The organism is Pseudomonas sp. ZS1P83 (assembly GCF_054897825.1).
Window position 1 is genome coordinate 1,224,827 of record NZ_CM142706.1, and the last position, 18,851, is coordinate 1,243,677.

The window sequence follows — 18,851 nt, forward strand, 5'->3', positions numbered from 1 at the left end:
GATGATCCAATGTGGGAGCGAGCCTGCTCGCGAAAGCGGTGTAACAGGTACCGCAAAACTACTTGAACCGCCGCTCCACGCCTTTCTCCACCAGAATCTTCGCCGAAATCTCTTCCACCGAAAAATGCGTGGAATTGATGTGCGGAATGTTCTCGCGGCGGAACAGATTTTCCACCTCGCGCACTTCGAATTCGCACTGGGCGTAGCTCGAATAGCGGCTGTTGGGTTTGCGCTCGTTGCGGATCGCGGTGAGGCGGTCCGGGTCGATGGTCAGGCCAAACAGTTTGTGCTGGTGGGCACGCAGGCTGCCTGGCAGTTGCAGGCGCTCCATGTCGTCTTCGGTCAGCGGATAGTTGGCCGCACGGATGCCAAATTGCATGGCCATGTACAGGCACGTCGGCGTCTTACCACAACGCGACACGCCCACTAGGATCAGGTCCGCCTTGTCGTAATAATGCGTGCGCGCACCGTCGTCGTTGTCGAGGGCGAAGTTCACCGCCTCGATCCGCTCCATGTAATTGGAGTTGCTGCCAATCGAGTGGGACTTGCCGACGGTGTAGGAAGAATGCTCGGTCAGTTCCTGTTCAAGCGGCGCCAAAAAGGTAGAGAAAATGTCGATCATGAAACCATTGGACGTTGCGAGGATCTCACGGATGTCCTGATTGACGATGGTGTCGAAGATGATCGGCCGAAAGCCGTCGTTTTCGGCGGCTTTGTTGATTTGTTGTACCATGGCCCGCGCTTTATCCACGTTGTCGATGTAGGGCCGCGTGAATTTGCTGAAGGTAATGTTTTCGAACTGCGCCAGGAGGCTTTGGCCGAGGGTCTCGGCTGTGATGCCGGTGCCGTCGGAAATAAAGAAAGCAGATCGTTTCATTTGCACCTTGGGCCTTAAGCTAATGATCATTCTTGGATATGATAGGCGCGATTTGCCGGCCGCCAGTGGCCCGCATTCTCACTTATTTTCCAGGTCCAGGCCATACAGCCGGCAAACGCTCCCTGTAGCAGCCGGCTTCTGAGCTTTTCCAACACAGTTAGTGGAGAGATCACCTTGGTAGAGTACGTAGTTTCCCTCGATAAGCTCGGCGTCCATGATGTAGAGCATGTGGGGGGCAAGAACGCATCCCTCGGCGAGATGATCAGTAACCTTGCAGGTGCCGGTGTATCGGTGCCCGGTGGCTTCGCCACGACAGCTCAGGCTTATCGTGATTTTCTGGAACTGAGCGGCCTGAACGATCAGATCCACGCCGCCCTCGACGCCCTGGACGTCGACGATGTCAATGCCCTGGCCAAGACCGGCGCCCAGATCCGTCAATGGATCATGGAAGCCGAATTCCCCGAGAAGCTCAACGCCGAAATCCGCACCGCGTTCGCCACGCTGTCGGCCGGTAACCCTGACATGGCCGTGGCCGTGCGCTCTTCCGCCACCGCCGAAGACCTGCCGGACGCTTCCTTTGCCGGTCAGCAGGAAACCTTCCTGAACATCCGTGGTGTCGAAAACGTTATTCGCGCCGCCAAAGAGGTGTTCGCTTCCCTGTTTAACGACCGCGCGATTTCCTATCGCGTGCACCAGGGCTTCGACCACAAGCTGGTTGCCCTGTCGGCTGGCGTGCAGCGCATGGTCCGCTCCGAAACCGGCACCGCCGGCGTGATGTTCACCCTCGATACCGAGTCGGGCTTCCGTGACGTGGTGTTCATCACCGGCGCCTACGGCCTGGGTGAAACCGTTGTACAAGGCGCGGTGAACCCGGATGAGTTCTACGTTCACAAAGGCACGCTGGCAGCCGGTCGCCCGGCCATCTTGCGTCGCAACCTGGGCAGCAAAGCCATCAAGATGATCTACGGCGAAGTCGCCACGGCCGGTAAATCGGTCAAGACCATCGATGTCGACAAGGCTGATCGCGCACGTTTCTGCCTGAGCGATGCCGAAGTCAACGAACTGGCCAAGCAAGCGATGATCATCGAGAAGCACTACAAGTGCCCGATGGACATCGAGTGGGCCAAAGACGGCGACGACGGCAAGCTCTACATCGTTCAGGCCCGTCCTGAAACCGTGAAGAGCCGTACCTCGGCCAACGTCATGGAACGCTACCTGTTGAAAGAAACCGGCACCGTGCTGGTTGAAGGTCGCGCCATCGGCCAGCGCATCGGCGCCGGCAAGGTGCGGATCATCAAGGACGTGTCCGAGATGGACAAAGTCCAGCCAGGCGACGTTCTGGTCTCCGACATGACCGACCCGGACTGGGAACCGGTCATGAAGCGCGCCAGCGCCATCGTCACCAACCGTGGCGGTCGTACCTGCCACGCGGCGATCATCGCTCGCGAGCTGGGCATTCCGGCCGTGGTCGGTTGCGGTAACGCCACCCAGCTGTTGAAAGACGGCCAGGGCGTGACCGTTTCCTGCGCTGAAGGCGACACCGGTTACATCTTCGAAGGCGAACTGGGCTTCGACATCAAGAAAAACTCCGTTGACGCCATGCCTGATCTGCCGTTCAAGATCATGATGAACGTCGGCAACCCGGATCGTGCCTTCGACTTCGCACAGCTGCCGAACGCTGGTGTGGGCCTGGCCCGTCTGGAGTTCATCATCAACCGCATGATCGGTGTTCACCCCAAGGCGCTGCTGAACTACGCCGGGCTGCCGCAGGAAATCAAAGACAGCGTCGACAAGCGCATTGCCGGCTACGACGATCCGGTCGGTTTCTATGTTGAGAAGCTGGTTGAAGGCATCAGCACACTGGCCGCTGCGTTCACGCCGAAAAAGGTCATCGTGCGTCTGTCGGACTTCAAGTCCAACGAATATGCGAACCTGATCGGCGGCAAGCTCTACGAGCCGGAAGAAGAGAACCCGATGCTGGGCTTCCGCGGCGCCTCGCGTTACATCAGCGAAGCGTTCCGTGACTGCTTCGAACTCGAATGCCGTGCCCTCAAGCGCGTGCGCAACGAGATGGGCCTGACCAACGTCGAAATCATGGTGCCATTCGTCCGTACCCTGGGTGAAGCCAGCCAGGTCATCGACCTGTTAGCGGAGAACGGTCTGAAGCGCGGCGAAAACGGCCTGCGCATCATCATGATGTGCGAGCTTCCGTCCAACGCGATCCTGGCTGAAGAGTTCCTCGAGTTCTTCGACGGTTTCTCCATCGGCTCCAACGACCTGACTCAGCTGACACTGGGCCTGGACCGTGACTCCGGGATCATCGCTCACCTGTTCGACGAGCGTAATCCTGCGGTCAAGAAGCTGCTGGCCAACGCCATCGCCGCGTGCAACAAGGCTGGCAAATACATCGGCATTTGCGGTCAGGGCCCTTCGGACCACCCTGATCTGGCCAAATGGCTGATGGAACAGGGCATAGAAAGCGTTTCGTTGAACCCCGATTCCGTACTGGAAACCTGGTTCTTCCTGGCTGAAGGTCAAGCTCCGGCTTGATGTGAATGAAGCCTCGGTCAAGTGGCCGAGGCTTTTAGGTTCAAGTAGGGCGGGCTCCTCTGGAAGCCGCCCTTTTTTGTGCAAGAGCATTATGCAAAGCAGCAGCAACCTATTTCCTGTCGCCCTGATCAGCGCCGAGCGGCGCGGCGATCTGAGCGAAGACGTCTATCGTCTGAAACCCGGCAACAGCCCTGATGGCACCGTCGAACTGGCTGTGACACGTCTCGGCATGGCCGACGAGCCGGCCGTGCGTGGCGTGCCGGTGATCCTGTTGCACGGCAGCTTTTCCAATCGCCGGTTCTGGTTTTCCCCAAAAGGCCTGGGTCTGGGCGCCTATCTGACGCGCCTGGGATTCGATGTATGGATTGCGGAAATGCGCGGTCATGGCCTGTCCCAGCGCAACCAGAACTATCGCAAGAACCGCGTCGCCGACTACGCTCGTTACGATCTGCCGGCCATTGGCGCGTTCGTGCGTGAGCAGAGCGGCCAGGTCCCGCACTGGATCGGTCATTCGCTGGGCGGGATTACGCTGGCGGCGGCGCTGGGTGGCAAGTACATCGGCGAGCCGGTCGTGGCTTCCGCGGCGTTTTTTGGTACGCAAGTCAGTCGCACCTACTGGCCGTTGAAGATTCCGCCGGTGGAGTGGAGCGGGCGCTTCATTCTTAAACGCTTTGCCCAGTTGTCCGGTTCACGGCTCAAGCGCGGTCCGGAGGACGAGCCGATTGGCCTGGCCCTGGAAAGCATGCGCTGGTATGGCCTGTTCGGGCGCTTTGGTGATGCCGACAAGGATTGGTGGGCCGGGTTGGCTGATGTTCAGTTGCCGGTGTTGGCTGTGAGCGCAGTGGGCGATCATCAGGACCCGACCTGGGCTTGTCGCAAACTGTTCGATCAGCTCGGTTCCGAGCAGAAGCAATTTATCAACCTGGGGCGCGAGCAGGGCTTTGGCGAGAATTTCGGTCATGTGGAAATGCTCGTCAGCAAAGCCGCCCAGACTGAAGTCTGGCCGTTTGTGGCGCGCTGGTTGGTAGATCAGCAGACGCCATTGTTCGGTGAAAAAACGGATCTGGCGGCGGCGAACTAAGCTGGATGCTCTAACAAGGGCATTCCGCTCGGATCGGCTTGCGGCTAAGATATGACGCATTGAGCTTTTCTGGTCACTTTGCGACATCCTCGATTGTCTTCCTCTTTACAGGAGTTTCTCGATGAACCATTACCTCACGCCTGACCTGTGCGACGCCTATCCGGAACTGGTGCAGGTGCTGGAACCGATGTTCAGCAATTTCGGCGGCCGAGATTCCTTCGGCGGCGAAATCGTGACCATCAAGTGCTTCGAAGACAACTCGCGGGTCAAAGAACAGGTCGAGCTGAAGGGTAATGGCAAGGTGTTGGTGGTCGATGGCGGCGGGTCCCTGCGTCATGCGTTGCTGGGTGACATGCTGGCCGAGAAAGCCGCGAAAAACGGTTGGGAAGGGCTGGTGATCTACGGTTGCATCCGCGACGTCGATATCATCGCGCAGACCGATCTGGGGGTTCAGGCCCTCGCCAGCCACCCCAGGAAATCCGACAGGCGCGGGCTCGGCGATCTCAACGTTGTGGTGACCTTTGCTGGCGTGACCTTCCATCCAGGTCACTACGTCTATGCGGACAACAACGGCGTGATCATTTCGCCAAGCCCGCTTGCGATGCCTGAATAGAGCACTGCTGGCTTTTTGTTTCAAGAATAGGGGTAAGGATGTTCGAGGAAGAAAACGCGCAGTGGGGCCTGGTGCATGCCCTGGTGCTGGACGGTAAAGGCGGTGCGCGTTCGATAGCCCGGACTGAACTCGATGACTTGCAGCTGCTGGCCCATGAAAGCCTGTGGCTGCACTGGGATCGAAGTCACCCGCAAACCCAGACATGGTTGCGCAAATCCAGCGGTCTGAGTGAATTCAGCTGTGACCTGTTGCTTGAAGAAAACACCCGACCGCGTCTAGTACAGCTTTCGGACAGCGAGCTGCTGCTATTTTTGCGTGGAGTCAATCTGAACCCGGGTGCCGAGCCGGAAGACATGGTCTCGGTGCGGATTTTTGCGTCGGCCCAGCGGGTTATTTCTCTGCGTTTGCGTCCGTTGCGCGCCACCGATGAGTTGCTGGTGCAGCTCGCCGAAGGTAAAGGACCGAAAACTGCCTCAGAACTCATCCTTTATATGGCTCAATACCTCACCAACAAGGTGCAGGATCTGATCAGTTGCCTCTCGGAAGTGGTCGATGAGGAAGAAGAAAAGCTGGATTCCGACGAACGGTATACACCCGAGCACGGAGCCGTTTTGCAGATCCGTCGCAGGGCTGCCGCACTGAAACGTTTTCTTGCGCCGCAGCGGGATATTTTTGGTCAGCTGACACGGATAAAACTGCCCTGGTTCGTCGATGATGACGGTGATTACTGGAACGAATTGAACAACAGCCTGACCCGGTATCTCGAAGAGCTTGAATTGACTCGGGAGCGGGTGGGGTTGGTCCTCGAGGCCGAAGATAGACGTTTGAGCGTGCGCATGAACCGCACGATGTATCGCTTCGGGATCATCACCGGGATCTTTTTACCGATGAGTTTTCTGGCAGGTCTCTTGGGTATCAACGTCGGCGGGATTCCGTTCTCTGCTAGCCCTTATGGCTTCCCGATTGCCTGCCTGATGATGGTCTCGGTGGCGTTGGGGCAGTGGTGGTTATTCCGACGTTTGCGCTGGGTCTGAGGGTGAGCCATGTGACCCGACCAAATTTGATCGCGTCTTTCACAGACATCACGAGAGGTGCGTATGCACGATCCGTTTGAACAGTCTTTGCGTGACATGCTCAAAGCATCACCGTCCACCCGGGACGACGATGCGTGCCTTGGGCGCGTACTGAAAACCGCCAACCGACAGGTCGGCGCCGGTGATCTGTTCAGCCTGCTGGGCCGTTGGCTGCCCGCGCTGATGATTGCCCTCAACAACGGCTCGGCCCACGTCTCGCCGGTATCCCGCCACCGTAAACCTACCGTTCGCACTGCTGATAAGGCTGATTGAATATGGAACTTGATCTCTGGACTCAGAGCCTCGTCACTGCAATGACTGCGTTATGGACCAAGGTTGCAAATTTCATCCCGAACCTGTTCGGCGCACTGGTTGTGCTGCTGTTGGGTTTCGTCGTGGCGAAACTTTTGGATACTTTGTTGTCCAAGTTGCTCGCCAAGCTGGGACTTGATCGCTTGATGGGCGGCACCGGTCTGACTAAATTGCTGTCCCGGGCCGGCCTTCAAGTGCCGATCTCGACGTTGATCGGCAAAATCGTCTATTGGTTCGTTCTGTTGATTTTTCTGGTTTCGGCCGCAGAATCCCTTGGACTTGAGCGAGTTTCGGCTACGCTTGATATGCTTGCGCTGTATTTGCCGAAAGTATTCGGCGCCGCGCTGGTGCTGCTGGTAGGTGTGTTGCTCGCGCAACTGGCCAATGGGCTGGTGCGGGGTGCGGCAGAGGGCGTAGGTCTGGATTACGCTGCGGGTCTGGGGCGAATTGCCCAGGGCCTGGTGATTATCATCAGTATTTCGGTCGCAATCAGCCAGTTGGAGGTCAAGACTGACCTGCTCAACCATGTGATTGTGATTGTTTTGATTACCGTTGGTCTGGCGGTTGCGCTGGCCATGGGGTTGGGAAGCCGGGAAATTGCCGGTCAAATTCTTGCGGGAATTTATGTGCGTGAGTTGTATCAGGTTGGGCAACAAGTGCGTGTTGGCGAGGTCGAAGGCCAGATCGAAGAGATCGGCACGGTTAAAACCACATTGCTGACCGATGAAGGTGAGCTAGTCTCTCTCTCCAATCGGATCCTCCTGGAGCAGCATGTGAGTAGCCGCTAATCCGGCAAACCCTGTATTGTATGCCGCCGCAAAGTGCCCTGAAAGCGCTTCGGCGGACATTGACCTGACTGTCGGCCCGACTTGTTTTGAATAAAGCTCAATCGCTGTCCACGCGCTACGACCCCCGCGAGCTCTCTGATGAGGAGTTGGTCGCGCGCTCGCATACCGAGCTGTTTCACGTAACGCGCGCCTATGAAGAACTGATGCGGCGTTACCAGCGAACATTATTTAACGTCTGTGCGCGATATCTTGGGAACGATCGTGATGCAGACGATGTCTGTCAGGAAGTGATGTTGAAGGTGCTGTATGGCCTGAAGAACTTCGAGGGTAAATCGAAGTTCAAGACGTGGCTATACAGCATCACGTACAACGAATGCATCACGCAGTATCGGAAAGAACGGCGAAAGCGTCGCTTGATGGATGCTTTGAGTCTGGACCCCCTCGAGGAAGCGTCTGAAGAAAAGGCGCCGAAACCTGAGGAAGCGGGTGGACTTGATCGCTGGTTGGTGTATGTGAACCCGATTGACCGTGAAATTCTGGTGCTACGATTTGTCGCAGAGCTGGAGTTTCAGGAGATCGCAGACATCATGCACATGGGTTTGAGTGCAACAAAAATGCGGTACAAACGCGCTCTAGATAAATTGCGTGAGAAATTTGCAGGCATTGCTGAAACTTAGTTCGGCGCAAATATCTCTTACGTGTAGGCAAGTTCTGATAGACTTGCCGCCGAGTTGTCCCCCGGTTTGCGGGACTGCTTCACAATCACCAGATGGGGATTTAACGGATGAAACTGAAAAACACCTTGGGCTTGGCCATTGGTTCTTTGATTGCCGCCACTTCGTTCGGCGCTCTGGCACAAGGCCAAGGCGCAGTTGAAATCGAAGGCTTTGCCAAGAAAGAGCAGTACGACAGCGATCGTAACTTCAAAAACAACGGCAACCTGTTCGGCGCTTCCGTCGGCTACTTCATCACCGACGACGTTGAACTGCGTCTGGGCTACGACGAAGTGCACAACGTGCGTTCCGACGACGGTCGTAACATCAAGGGCGCTGATACCGCTCTGGACGCTCTGTACCACTTCAACAACCCAGGCGACATGGTCCGTCCATACGTTTCTGCCGGTTTCTCGGACCAGAGCATTGGCCAGAACGGCGGTGGCGGTCGTAACCGTTCCACCTTCGCCAACGTTGGCGGCGGTGCGAAGTTGTACTTCACCGACAACTTCTACGCCCGTGCTGGCGTTGAAGCTCAATACAACATCGACCAGGGCGACACCGAGTGGGCTCCAAGCGTCGGTATCGGTGTGAACTTCGGTGGCGGCTCCAAGCCTGCTGCTGCTCCAGTTCAAGCACCAGCTGAAGTCTGCTCCGACAGCGACAACGATGGCGTTTGCGACAACGTTGACAAGTGCCCGGACACCCCAGCCAACGTAACTGTTGACGCTGATGGCTGCCCAGCAGTTGCTGAAGTTGTTCGTGTTGAGCTGGACGTGAAATTCGACTTCGACAAGTCGGTAGTCAAGCCTAACAGCTACGGCGACATCAAAAACCTCGCTGACTTCATGAAGCAGTACCCATCCACCAGCACTACTGTTGAAGGTCACACTGACTCCGTCGGTCCTGACGCTTACAACCAGAAACTGTCCGAGCGTCGTGCAAACGCCGTTAAGCAAGTTCTGACCAACCAGTACGGTGTTGAATCGACCCGCGTTCAGTCTGTTGGCTACGGCGAATCCCGCCCAGTTGCTGACAACGCTACTAAAGCTGGCCAAGCTGTAAACCGTCGCGTAGAAGCGCAGGTTGAAGCTAAAGCTAAGTAATTAGCTTGCAGCTCAGAAAAGCCCGGCTTAGGCCGGGCTTTTCTTTGTCTGCGATTTGGTGAGGGCAGGGTTGAAGCAGGGAGAGTCAGGCTGACTGATTGACTGCATTCGCGGGAAAATCAGATACCGACAGGGATACTTCTGCACAGGCCGCGACCGCGCCGATGACCAGGATTGCCGGACTCTTCAACTCAAAGGCGTAGGCATCGTCTTCCATCGCTGTCAGATCGCTCCGACATTCCCGTTGGTGTGGCAGGGAAGCATTTTCAATCATCGCCACAGGCGTATCCGCCGCCATTCCGCCGGCCAGCAGCTGCTCACGAATCTCGCTCAGTTTTGCGACACCCATATACACCACCAGCGTCGTGCCACCTTGCGCCAGGGCTTGCCAGTTCAAGCTGCTGCCATCCTGAGTGTGGGCGGTGACCAGCGTCACGCCGCGCGCGACGCCCCGCAGGGTCAACGGAATATCGCATTGCGTTGCGCCGGCAAGCCCGGCCGTGATGCCGTTGACCAGCTCAACCTCGACGCCGCGTTCACGCAGCCACTGTGCCTCTTCACCGCCACGGCCGAAAATGCACGGATCACCACCCTTGAGCCGCACCACGCATTTACCGTGGCGGGTATAACGCAGCATCAGGCGATGAATGAATGCCTGAGGCGTAGAGCGACAGCCGCCGCGCTTGCCCACGGGAATGATCCGCGCCTGTGGGCAATGCTCCAGCACCGCGCCGTTGACCAGGTCATCGATCAGCACCACATCCGCTTCTCTCAACGCTCGCACAGCCTTGAGGGTCAATAATTCCGGATCCCCTGGGCCCGCACCCACCAGCCAGACTTTTGCGCTCATAGTGTTTTCCTCACGAGATGACGGCGATCGGCTGCGCAGTGGCGGCCAGCAAACGCTTGATTTCCGGGACGCAGGAGCCGCATTGCGTACCGCAGCCCAATTCTTGTTTCAAACCCTGCAGATCCAGGCCGCGGCTAATGCCCGCGCAGACCGCGCTCTGGCTGACGTTTTTGCAGTTGCACAGGGTTTTGTGACCGACGGTCGGTGTAATGGCGTTGCCCGGTGGTGCGCTCAACGGTGCCAGCAGCCAGCGCCGCAGTTGTTCGTCGGCGCGACCTTCGAGCCACAGGCTTTGCAGCCAGTGTTGGGCGAGGGTTTCGCCGGCCAGACGAATCGCGGTGATCCGACCGTTCTCAATCCGCACGCGTTTGCCGATGGAGCGTCGAGGGTCGTCGTAAGCCAAAACCGGGCCGTCATTGAGCCCCAGGCAGTGATCAATATCACGCAGCAGTTGCGGATCTGGCGCGCCGGCGCTGGCAGCGCGTATCAGCAACGCGGGGCGTTCACGGCCAACCAAGCTGAGGCTGACGTAGGAAAACGCCTCGCAGAGCGGTCGTAGCGTCTCAAAATGCTGTTGAACATCGCCCTCGATCAGGGCGAAAAGGTTCCACGGCAGTTGCACAGGTTCGAGGCGCACGCCGCTGTGCTTGAGTTCGGGTTGTTTCGACAGCGGGTCGAAAGCCGGTTGGGTGAGTGCATTTACGCCGCCCTTGAGGAAGCGGTCACCCCAATGCATGGGGAGAAAGGCCTGGCCCGGGCGCACGCTGTCGTCGCTGCCGACGGCGACAATCACCGCGCCACGGCGACTTTTCAGGCTGACAAGGTCGCCCGATTGCAGCCGATGCCGACGCAGTTCATCCGGGTGCAGACTCAACACGGCTTCGCTGACGTGGCCGAATAGCTGCGCGGCGGTGCCGGTGCGGCTCATGCCGTGCCATTGATCCCGCAGGCGGCCGGTGATCAGGGTCAGCGGGAAGCGCGCATCGCGTTGTTCCTTGGCGGCGCGATACGGGTCGGCCACGAATTGCGCGCGTCCACTGGCCGTCGGGAAAATCCCGTCCAGGTACAGCCGAGCCGTGCCTTCGCTGGCACCCGTGGGGAAGGGCCATTGCTGAGGGCCGAGGCGGTCAATCAGCTCGTGACTGATGCCGGACAAGTCCAGATCACGCCCGCGGGTCAGTTGTTTGTACTCATCGAAGACGTGCGCCGGCGTTTCAAAGGTAAACAGGCTGGTTTGCCCCGGACGCAGATGTTTTTCCAGGCGTTGTGCGAAATCTACAGTGATCGCCCAGTCGGAGCGGGCTTCGCCCGGTGCGACGACAGCTCGACGAACGTGGGAAATGCGCCGCTCGGAGTTTGTCACCGTGCCGTCCTTTTCGCCCCAACTGGCGGCGGGCAGCAACAGGTCAGCGAACGCTGCGGTTTCGGTGGTGCGGAAGGCTTCCTGCAACACCACGAACGGACAGGCTTGCAGTGCCGCGCGCACGGCAGTTTGATCCGGCATTGACTGCGCGGGGTTGGTGCAAGCGATCCACAGCGCCTTGATTTTCCCGCTATGCACCTGCTCGAACAGTTCAATGGCGGTAAGTCCGGTGTTCTCGGGTAGTTGTGCAACGCCCCAATAGGCCGCCACTTCCGCGCGATGTTCAGCATTGGCGGCTTCGCGATGGCCTGGCAGCAGGTTCGACAAACTGCCGGTTTCCCGACCCCCCATAGCATTCGGCTGACCGGTCAGCGAGAAAGGTCCTGCGCCGGGGCGGCCGATTTGCCCGGTGGCCAGGTGCAGATTGATCAGTGCACTGTTCTTTGCGCTGCCGGCGGTGGACTGGTTAAGCCCCATGCACCACAGCGACAGAAAACTCTTCGAGGTGCCAACCCATTTGGCGCATTGCTGCAGTTGTTCGACGCTGATCCCACAGAGCTGCGAAACCATCTGCGGCGTGTAATCGCGCACCAGGTTTTTCAGTTCGGCCAAGCCTTCGGTGTGGGCCTTGATGAAGTCGCGGTCGACCCAGTCTTCCCACAACAGCAGGTGCAAAATCCCATGGAACAACGCGACATCGGTGCCCGGCAGAATCGCCAGGTGCAGGTCAGCCAAATCGCAGGTGTCGGTACGACGCGGGTCGATGACGATGACTTTCATTTGCGACCGACGGGATTTCGCTTCCTCCAGCCGACGGAAAAGTATCGGGTGGGCGTAGGCCATGTTACTGCCGACGATCATCACGCAGTCGCTCAGCTCCAGGTCTTCGTAGTTGCACGGCGGTGCGTCGGCACCCAGGCTGCGCTTGTAGCCGACCACTGCTGAAGACATGCACAGGCGCGAATTGCTATCGATGTTGTTGGTGCCCACCAGCGCTCGTGCCAGTTTGTTGAACGCGTAGTAATCCTCGGTCAGCAATTGCCCGGAGATGTAGAACGCCACGCTGTCCGGGCCGTGTTCGGCGATGGTCTCGGCAAAAACGCTGGCGGCGTGATCGAGGGCGGTGTCCCAGTCGGTGCGGCTGCGGGCGAGCCCTTTACCCAGACGCAGCTCGGGATACAACGCCCGGGCCGCGAGGTCGCCGGTCAGGTGCAATGTAGAGCCTTTGCTGCACAGTTTGCCGAAATTGGCCGGGTGGGCCGAATCGCCGCTGACGCCGAGAATGCGCTCGCCGTCATGCTCGATCAGCACGCCGCAGCCGACCCCGCAGTAGCAGCAGGTAGAAGCGGTGATCTGGCGGTTCATCAGTTTGCTTCCCGCAGAGCCAGCAGTACCCGGCCATTCTCGACCCGTGCGCAATGGTGGTGAGCGCAACCGATGTCCGGGGCCTGTGCTTCGCCGGTTTCCAGGTCGATCTGCCAATTATGCAGCGGGCAGGCGACCCGTTTGCCGTAGATCAAACCCTGGGACAGCGGACCGCCCTTGTGCGGGCAGCGGTCATCGAGTGCGAAAACCTCATCGTCACTTGTACGAAAAATCGCGATGTCACCTTTCGGTCCCGCAATGATCCGCGAGCCGAGGGCATTGATTTCTTCCAGTGCGCAGATATCCAGCCAGTTCATGCGAGCACCTCCAGATTCTTCACCGCAATGACGTCGAATTCTTTTTTCAGCAGCGGCTGCTCCAGGCGTTCCTTCCACGGGTCCTGTTCGAACGACAAGGAGAATTGCAGGCGATCGTTGAGTGCCTTGCGTCGCTCCGGGTCTTCCAGCACGGCTTTCTTGATGTGCTCCATGCCGACCCGTTGCAAGTAATGCACGGTGCGTTCGAGGTAGAAGGCTTCTTCGCGATAGAGCTGCAGGAAGGCGCCGTTGTATTCGCGCACTTCTTCGGCAGTCTTGAGCTTGACGAAGAATTCCGCGACTTCGGTTTTGATCCCGCCGTTGCCGCCGATGTACATTTCCCAGCCGGAATCCACGCCGATAATTCCGACGTCCTTGATGCCCGCTTCCGAACAATTGCGTGGGCAACCGGAGACGGCCAGTTTCACTTTGTGCGGCGACCACATGTTGAACAGGTCGTGCTCAAGCTCGATGCCCAGTTGCGTGGAGTTCTGAGTGCCGAAGCGGCAGAACTCACTGCCGACGCAAGTCTTCACGGTGCGGATGGATTTGCCGTAGGCGTGGCCGGACGGCATGTCGAGATCCTTCCAGACGCCCGGCAAGTCCTGCTTCTTGATCCCCAGCAAATCGATACGCTGGCCGCCGGTAACCTTGACCATGGGCACGTTGTATTTGTCGGCTACGTCGGCAATGCGCCGCAGCTCCGAGGGATTGGTCACACCGCCCCACATCCGTGGGACTACAGAGTAAGTGCCGTCTTTCTGAATGTTGGCGTGGGCCCGTTCGTTGATCAGGCGCGATTGCGGGTCGTCCTTGGCTTCGCCCGGCCAGGTGGAAATCAGGTAATAGTTGAGCGCCGGGCGGCACGTGGCGCAGCCGTTCGGGGTGCGCCAGTTCAGGTAGCTCAGGGTGCCAGCGATGGTCAGCAAATGCTGCTCGCGGATGGCCTGACGAATGTGCCCGTGGTTCAGGTCGCTGCAACCGCAGATGGCTTTTTCGCTTTTCGGTTTGACGTCCGCCGCGCCGCCCACGGTGTTGATCAGAATCTGTTCCACCAGGCCGGCGCAGGAGCCGCAGGAGCTGGCCGCCTTGGTGTGTTTCTTGACGTCGTCGACGCTGAACAACCCGTGCGCCTGAATCGCCTTGACGATGGTGCCTTTGCACACGCCGTTGCAGCCGCAGACTTCGGCGGTGTCGGCCATGCTCATGGCTTTGTCCTGGCCTTGATGTCCTACGTCGCCGAGAGCCAGCTCCATGGATGAAGAGCCGCCGAACATCAGGTGATCGCGGATCTGCGCGATGTCGTGATTCTCACGGATCTGTCGGAAATACCAGCCACCGTCTGCCGTATCGCCGTACAGACAGGCCCCGACCAGCACGTCATTCTTGATCACCAGTTTTTTATAGACCCCGCCGATGGGGTCGGAGAGGGTGATGGTTTCGGTGCCTTCGCCGCCCATGAAGTCGCCGGCGGAGAACAGGTCGATGCCGGTGACTTTTAGTTTGGTCGACGTCACCGAGCCCTTGTAGGTGGCGAAGCCCAGTTGGGCGAGGTGGTTGGCGCAGACCTTGGCCTGTTCGAACAGCGGCGCCACCAAGCCGTAGGCGATGCCGCGGTGGCTGGCGCATTCGCCGATGGCGTAGATGCGTGGGTCGTAGGTTTGCAGGGTGTCGTTGACCAGAATTCCGCGGTTGCAAGGGATGCCGGATTTTTCCGCGAGTTCGGTGTTGGGACGAATGCCGGCGGCCATCACCACCAGGTCGGCGGGGATGATGTCGCCATTCTTGAACTCAACCGAACCGACCCGGCCATTGCCGGCATCGTGCAGGGCCTGGGTTTGCTCGCAAAGACGAAAATGCAGGCCGCGGGTTTCCAGGGCGGTTTGCAGCAACTGGCCGCTGGTTTTGTCCAGTTGCCGTTCCAGCAGCCACTCACCGATGTGCACCACAGTGACGTGCATGCCGCGCAGCATCAGGCCGTTGGCGGCTTCCAGGCCGAGCAGGCCGCCACCGATCACAACGGCGTGCTTGCGGGTTTTCGCGGTGTCGATCATTGCCTGGGTATCGGCGATGTCGCGGTAGCCGATCACGCCGTGCAAGGTGTTGCCGGGGATCGGCAGGATGAACGGGGTCGAGCCGGTGGCGATCAGCAGGCGATCGTATTCGGCCTCGCTGCCGTCTTCGGCGATGACCCGGCGTTTGACCCGATCGATCTCCACCACTTTGCGGTTCAACATCAGCTTGATGTTGTTGTCCAGGTACCAGTCCAGATCGTTCAGCACGATGTCTTCAAACGTCTGTTCACCGGCCAGCACGGGCGACAGCAGGATGCGGTTGTAGTTGGTATGGGGTTCGGCGCCGAAGACCGTGATGTCGTACAGCTCATTGCTCAGCTTGAGCAGCTCTTCCAGGGTGCGAACCCCGGCCATGCCGTTGCCGATCATCACCAGTTTTAGTTTTTTCATCAGGTTCTCCGGGGAGCTCAGACCCGCCTCATCAGGGCTTTCAGGTCTTGCTCGACAAATTTTGCGCAAACAAAAAAAGGCGTCCCGCTAGTTGCCTAGCGAGGACGCCTTTGTCCTGGTCCCGTTCTCTCGGGAAGCGCATCCTTCGTCGTTGAAGGCTGGGCTTTATAGTTGATGAGAGAGGTAATGCAGTGGTTGTGCCAAGTTCTTCAGAGTCCCGGATTTGTTGGGTTTGGTCGCGGTGTCAAAGCGAGGGGTGTGATTTGTTGCACCGAATCAAAGCACCTCGCCCATTAATGGAGCGCCACGAACAACAGCACCAGATTCACCAGCAATGACGCCAGTGCCAAGGTCCGCCAGACCTTCAATGGCTCGCGCTCAAGCAACGGTCTGGGTCGTACGCTCAAACTGTGTCGCTCACCCTGTTCCAGCAGCAACAACCATTCTTCCGCCGTTTCAAATCGCTGACCCGGATCCACCGCCACGGCGCGCTCCAGACTTTGCGCGATCCATTCCGGCAGGTCAGGTCGATAGCGACTGGCACTGACAGGAACCCCGAACCGGGGGCGCTGGAAGGCTTCGATTTCGCCGTAGGGATAATGCCCGGTGAGCAGGAAATACAAGGTCACGCCGACGGCGTACAGGTCCTGTTGCGGTGTCGGTGCTTCCCCGCGAAAGGCTTCCGGCGCGATATAGCTGGGCGTTCCGGGCAGGGCAGAAGGTTGATCTTCGGACAGTCCTGGGCAGTAGGCGAGGCCGAAGTCCAGTAGGCGTAATTCGCCGTCGTCCCCCAGCAGCAGGTTCGGCGGTTTGATATCACGATGGAGAATCTGCCGTCGATGCAGCATGCCAACGGCTCGCAGCAGACGTTCGGCCAGATCCTGCCATTGCGGCAGAGGTAGCGGTCCGACATCCGCGTGCAACGCAGCCAACGTAGATCCGGAATATTCGCGCATCACGTAGTACAAATGCTGACGCTGACTGGCGGCATGGACCTCTGGGAAATGCCGCCCGGCCACGCGCTTGAGAAACCATTCTTCCGACAGCAACGCCTGTCCGGCCAAGTGATCGTCGCGCAGAGCTCCGGGCAAGGTTTTCAGCAGCCAGGGTTGTTGTTGCCCGTCGCGTACCCGATAGAGCAACGACTGCTGGCTCTGACCAAGTATCCCTTCGACTTGCCAACCCTCGAACGTCTGACCCGGTTTCAGTGCTGGCGGCAGCGGCCATTGCTGCAAATGAATCAACGCATCGCCGATACTCGTTTCACCGAGGGCATCGACCCGCACCAACAAAGCGCTGGCGTTATCCTGGCTGCCGGCCAGATGCGCCGCGTTGACCAAGGTCTGCGCAGCGCTGTTCAGATCCGGCTGGTCGCGCAGAATCGCGGCAATGGCCGTGTCGCCCAGCACGGCCCAGATGCCGTCGCTGAGCAGCACGAAGCTCTCATTAAGGCGCAGTTCGCCATCGAGAAAATCCAGCACCAAATGCTGATCGAGCCCGAGCGCCCGCTTGAGCACATGCTGCATGCCCGGCTGGTCCCAGACGTGATCCTCGCTAACCCGCTGCAAGGTGTCGGCGTGCCAGCGATAAACCCGGCAATCGCCGACATGGGCCAGGGTAAAACGCCTACCGCGCATGACCAAAGCACTGACAGTGGTCAGCAGCGGCTGCCCACCGCCGTTGGCCTGTAGCCAGCGATTTTGCGCCAGTAGCAGGCGATCCAGCGCTTGAGCGACGCCCCAGGTTTCCGGTGTGGCGTAGTAATCCAGCGCCAGGGCCTGCAACGTCGAGCGGGCGGCGAGGCCACCGTCGGCGCACTGGCTGACGCCATCGGCGATGGCGAAGAGGTAACCCTTGCTCGCTGCCAGCGCCGGGGCCGGGGTCACCAGGCGCAGGGCGTCCTGATTCTCCTCGCGAGGGCCGATGGCGCTGGCTTCGGCAAAACTCAGTTGCAGGCTCATTGAGGCTTCAGACCCGTGCAGCCGTCACGGCGGCCGAACCCCACGTGGTTCTCCAGCGACGTTTCACGCCGTGCAAGCCGAACCAGGCGAGTACGCCGAGGCTGGCGAACAACCACAAGGCCAGTTGATAACTGCCGGTGCTTTGCTTGATCGCGCCCATGCCCGCTGCCAGTGCAAACCCACCGATACCGCCGGCCATGCCGATCAAACCGGTCATCACACCGATCTCCCGACGAAAACGCTGTGGCACCAATTGGAAAACAGCGCCGTTACCTGCACCCAAACCGAGCATGGTACAGACGAAAAGTGCCAGTGCAGCGTAGGAACTCGGCAGATTGAAACCCACCGCCGCGATGCAGACCGCCGCCACCGTGTACATCCCCAAGAGGGTGCGAATGCCACCGAAACGGTCGGCCAGAGCGCCGCCCAACGGACGCATCAAACTGCCGCCGAACACGCAGGCTGCGGTGTAATAGCCGGCGGTCACCGGGCTGAGGCCATATTGGTCGTTGAAATAGCCAGGCAGAGCGCTGGCCAGACCAATGAAGCCGCCGAAGGTCACGCTATAGAAAAACATGAACCACCAGCTGTCGCGGTCGCCCAACGCCTTGAAGTAGTCGGACATGGACTTGGCTTTTGGCCGCTCAGGCGCGTTTTTGGCCAACCAGGCGAAGATGATGATCGTCAGGATCAGCGGGATCAGGGCGAAGCCGAACACGTTGCTCCAGCCAAATGCAGCGGCCAGCACCGGGGCGATCAGTGCAGCGAGTACGGTGCCCGAGTTACCGGCACCGGCGATGCCCATGGCTTTGCCTTGGTGTTGTGGCGGATACCATTGCGACGCCAGCGGCAGGGCGACGGCGAAGGACGCGCCGGCCATGCCGAGGAACAGGCCCAGCACCAGCGCTTGCTCGTAGCTGTGGATACCGAGTTTCCAGGCGCCGAACAGTGCGCAGATGACGATCACTTGGCCAATCAGCCCGGCGGTTTTGGGTGACAGGCGATCAGCCAGCAAGCCCATTACAAAGCGCAATACGGCCCCGGCCAGAATCGGCGTGGCCACCACCAGCCCGCGCTGTTGGGTGGTCAGGTGCAGGTCGGCGGCGATTTGCACTGCCAATGGGCCAAGCAGGTACCAGACCATGAAACTCAGGTCGAAATAGAGGAAGGCCGCGAACAATGTCGGGGTATGGCCAGATTTCCAGAAGCTTGAATTCATCGCGCACCTCAGCTGTTAATAGTCTCGAGAAGGAGTCATGAGCTTGCAGGTGGGGCGCCGCATCGGCCGCACCACCGGCCCCGGTCTCTGGGGCCAAAACAAAAAAACGCCGCCACCGGATTCGCCATGGGCAAATGAGGTGAGCGACGTCTTTGTCGTAGGTGGGGCAACCGCCGTTGGTTACCTGTAGCGATTACC

The 18,851-nt window shown here is 59.1% G+C and carries 15 protein-coding genes; 8 read left to right on the forward strand and 7 right to left on the reverse strand.

What is annotated here, in order from left to right; genetic code table 11:
- Positions 1-58 precede the first annotated feature (58 nt).
- Positions 59-877 (reverse strand): posphoenolpyruvate synthetase regulatory kinase/phosphorylase PpsR, encoded by an 819-nt coding sequence (gene ppsR / locus ACYZT0_RS05895; RefSeq protein ID WP_462045022.1) that lies wholly within the window; start codon positions 875-877, stop codon positions 59-61.
- A gap of 174 nt (positions 878-1,051) precedes the next feature.
- Here ppsR and ppsA point away from each other — a divergent pair, with 174 nt between their 5' ends.
- The 8 genes from ppsA (at position 1,052) to ACYZT0_RS05935 (ending at position 9,113) form a co-directional block, all read left to right on the forward strand.
- Entirely contained in the window at positions 1,052-3,427 is a 2,376-nt protein-coding gene (ppsA, locus tag ACYZT0_RS05900) for a phosphoenolpyruvate synthase (protein ID WP_462045023.1), read from the forward strand.
- Positions 3,428-3,518: 91 nt separating this feature from the next.
- Positions 3,519-4,508 carry an alpha/beta fold hydrolase gene (locus ACYZT0_RS05905; RefSeq protein WP_462045024.1) on the forward strand — a complete coding sequence of 330 codons (990 nt, stop codon included), beginning with the start codon at positions 3,519-3,521 and terminating at the stop codon, positions 4,506-4,508.
- Between the two features lie 121 nt (positions 4,509-4,629).
- Entirely contained in the window at positions 4,630-5,121 is a 492-nt protein-coding gene (gene rraA / locus ACYZT0_RS05910; protein ID WP_462045025.1) for a ribonuclease E activity regulator RraA, read from the forward strand.
- A gap of 38 nt (positions 5,122-5,159) precedes the next feature.
- Positions 5,160-6,155: a zinc transporter ZntB gene (locus ACYZT0_RS05915; RefSeq protein WP_462045026.1), complete on the forward strand. Its 996-nt coding sequence runs from the start codon at positions 5,160-5,162 to the stop codon at positions 6,153-6,155.
- 63 nt (positions 6,156-6,218) lie between these two features.
- A complete protein-coding gene (locus tag ACYZT0_RS05920; RefSeq protein ID WP_045060997.1) occupies positions 6,219-6,467 on the forward strand; it encodes a hypothetical protein in 249 nt (82 codons plus the stop codon).
- A 2-nt stretch (positions 6,468-6,469) separates the two neighbouring features.
- Positions 6,470-7,294: a mechanosensitive ion channel family protein gene (locus ACYZT0_RS05925; protein WP_008027407.1), complete on the forward strand. Its 825-nt coding sequence runs from the start codon at positions 6,470-6,472 to the stop codon at positions 7,292-7,294.
- Positions 7,295-7,380: 86 nt separating this feature from the next.
- On the forward strand, positions 7,381-7,971 hold the full coding sequence (gene sigX, locus ACYZT0_RS05930; protein WP_449644329.1) for an RNA polymerase sigma factor SigX: 591 nt from the start codon (positions 7,381-7,383) through the stop codon (positions 7,969-7,971).
- 107 nt (positions 7,972-8,078) lie between these two features.
- The gene (locus ACYZT0_RS05935; RefSeq protein WP_462045027.1) at positions 8,079-9,113 is read left to right on the forward strand and encodes an OmpA family protein; all 1,035 of its coding nucleotides are present in this window, start codon (positions 8,079-8,081) and stop codon (positions 9,111-9,113) included.
- A gap of 85 nt (positions 9,114-9,198) precedes the next feature.
- On the opposite strand, the gene cobA is transcribed toward ACYZT0_RS05935, so the two are convergent.
- The 6 genes from cobA to ACYZT0_RS05965 form a co-directional block, all read right to left on the reverse strand.
- Complete coding sequence (gene cobA, locus ACYZT0_RS05940; RefSeq protein ID WP_462045028.1) at positions 9,199-9,963, reverse strand: uroporphyrinogen-III C-methyltransferase; 765 nt, start codon at positions 9,961-9,963, stop codon at positions 9,199-9,201.
- A gap of 10 nt (positions 9,964-9,973) precedes the next feature.
- Positions 9,974-12,691, reverse strand: coding sequence for a nitrate reductase (locus ACYZT0_RS05945; RefSeq protein ID WP_462045029.1), 2,718 nt, complete (start codon positions 12,689-12,691; stop codon positions 9,974-9,976).
- On the reverse strand, positions 12,691-13,008 hold the full coding sequence (gene nirD / locus ACYZT0_RS05950) for a nitrite reductase small subunit NirD (protein WP_462045030.1): 318 nt from the start codon (positions 13,006-13,008) through the stop codon (positions 12,691-12,693). Before nirD ends, ACYZT0_RS05945 begins: the two co-directional genes overlap by 1 nt.
- Positions 13,005-15,473, reverse strand: coding sequence for a nitrite reductase large subunit NirB (nirB, locus tag ACYZT0_RS05955; protein ID WP_462045031.1), 2,469 nt, complete (start codon positions 15,471-15,473; stop codon positions 13,005-13,007). The genes nirD and nirB overlap by 4 nt, the downstream gene beginning before the upstream one ends.
- A gap of 293 nt (positions 15,474-15,766) precedes the next feature.
- Complete coding sequence (locus ACYZT0_RS05960; protein ID WP_462045032.1) at positions 15,767-17,434, reverse strand: protein kinase domain-containing protein; 1,668 nt, start codon at positions 17,432-17,434, stop codon at positions 15,767-15,769.
- 7 nt (positions 17,435-17,441) lie between these two features.
- Entirely contained in the window at positions 17,442-18,653 is a 1,212-nt protein-coding gene (locus tag ACYZT0_RS05965) for a nitrate/nitrite transporter (protein WP_462045033.1), read from the reverse strand.
- Between the last annotated feature and the right edge of the window lie 198 nt (positions 18,654-18,851).

What these genes read in the sequence shown, in the direction of transcription:
- ppsR (WP_462045022.1), bottom strand. Translation starts at nt 877, where the DNA reads ATGAAACGATCTGCTTTCTTTATTTCCGACGGCACCGGCATCACAGCC.
- ACYZT0_RS05905 (WP_462045024.1), top strand. Translation starts at nt 3,519, where the DNA reads ATGCAAAGCAGCAGCAACCTATTTCCTGTCGCCCTGATCAGCGCCGAG.
- rraA (WP_462045025.1), top strand. Translation starts at nt 4,630, where the DNA reads ATGAACCATTACCTCACGCCTGACCTGTGCGACGCCTATCCGGAACTG.
- ACYZT0_RS05915 (WP_462045026.1), top strand. Translation starts at nt 5,160, where the DNA reads ATGTTCGAGGAAGAAAACGCGCAGTGGGGCCTGGTGCATGCCCTGGTG.
- ACYZT0_RS05920 (WP_045060997.1), top strand. Translation starts at nt 6,219, where the DNA reads ATGCACGATCCGTTTGAACAGTCTTTGCGTGACATGCTCAAAGCATCA.
- ACYZT0_RS05925 (WP_008027407.1), top strand. Translation starts at nt 6,470, where the DNA reads ATGGAACTTGATCTCTGGACTCAGAGCCTCGTCACTGCAATGACTGCG.
- ACYZT0_RS05935 (WP_462045027.1), top strand. Translation starts at nt 8,079, where the DNA reads ATGAAACTGAAAAACACCTTGGGCTTGGCCATTGGTTCTTTGATTGCC.
- cobA (WP_462045028.1), bottom strand. Translation starts at nt 9,963, where the DNA reads ATGAGCGCAAAAGTCTGGCTGGTGGGTGCGGGCCCAGGGGATCCGGAA.
- ACYZT0_RS05945 (WP_462045029.1), bottom strand. Translation starts at nt 12,691, where the DNA reads ATGAACCGCCAGATCACCGCTTCTACCTGCTGCTACTGCGGGGTCGGC.
- nirD (WP_462045030.1), bottom strand. Translation starts at nt 13,008, where the DNA reads ATGAACTGGCTGGATATCTGCGCACTGGAAGAAATCAATGCCCTCGGC.
- nirB (WP_462045031.1), bottom strand. Translation starts at nt 15,473, where the DNA reads ATGAAAAAACTAAAACTGGTGATGATCGGCAACGGCATGGCCGGGGTT.
- ACYZT0_RS05960 (WP_462045032.1), bottom strand. Translation starts at nt 17,434, where the DNA reads ATGAGCCTGCAACTGAGTTTTGCCGAAGCCAGCGCCATCGGCCCTCGC.
- ACYZT0_RS05965 (WP_462045033.1), bottom strand. Translation starts at nt 18,653, where the DNA reads ATGAATTCAAGCTTCTGGAAATCTGGCCATACCCCGACATTGTTCGCG.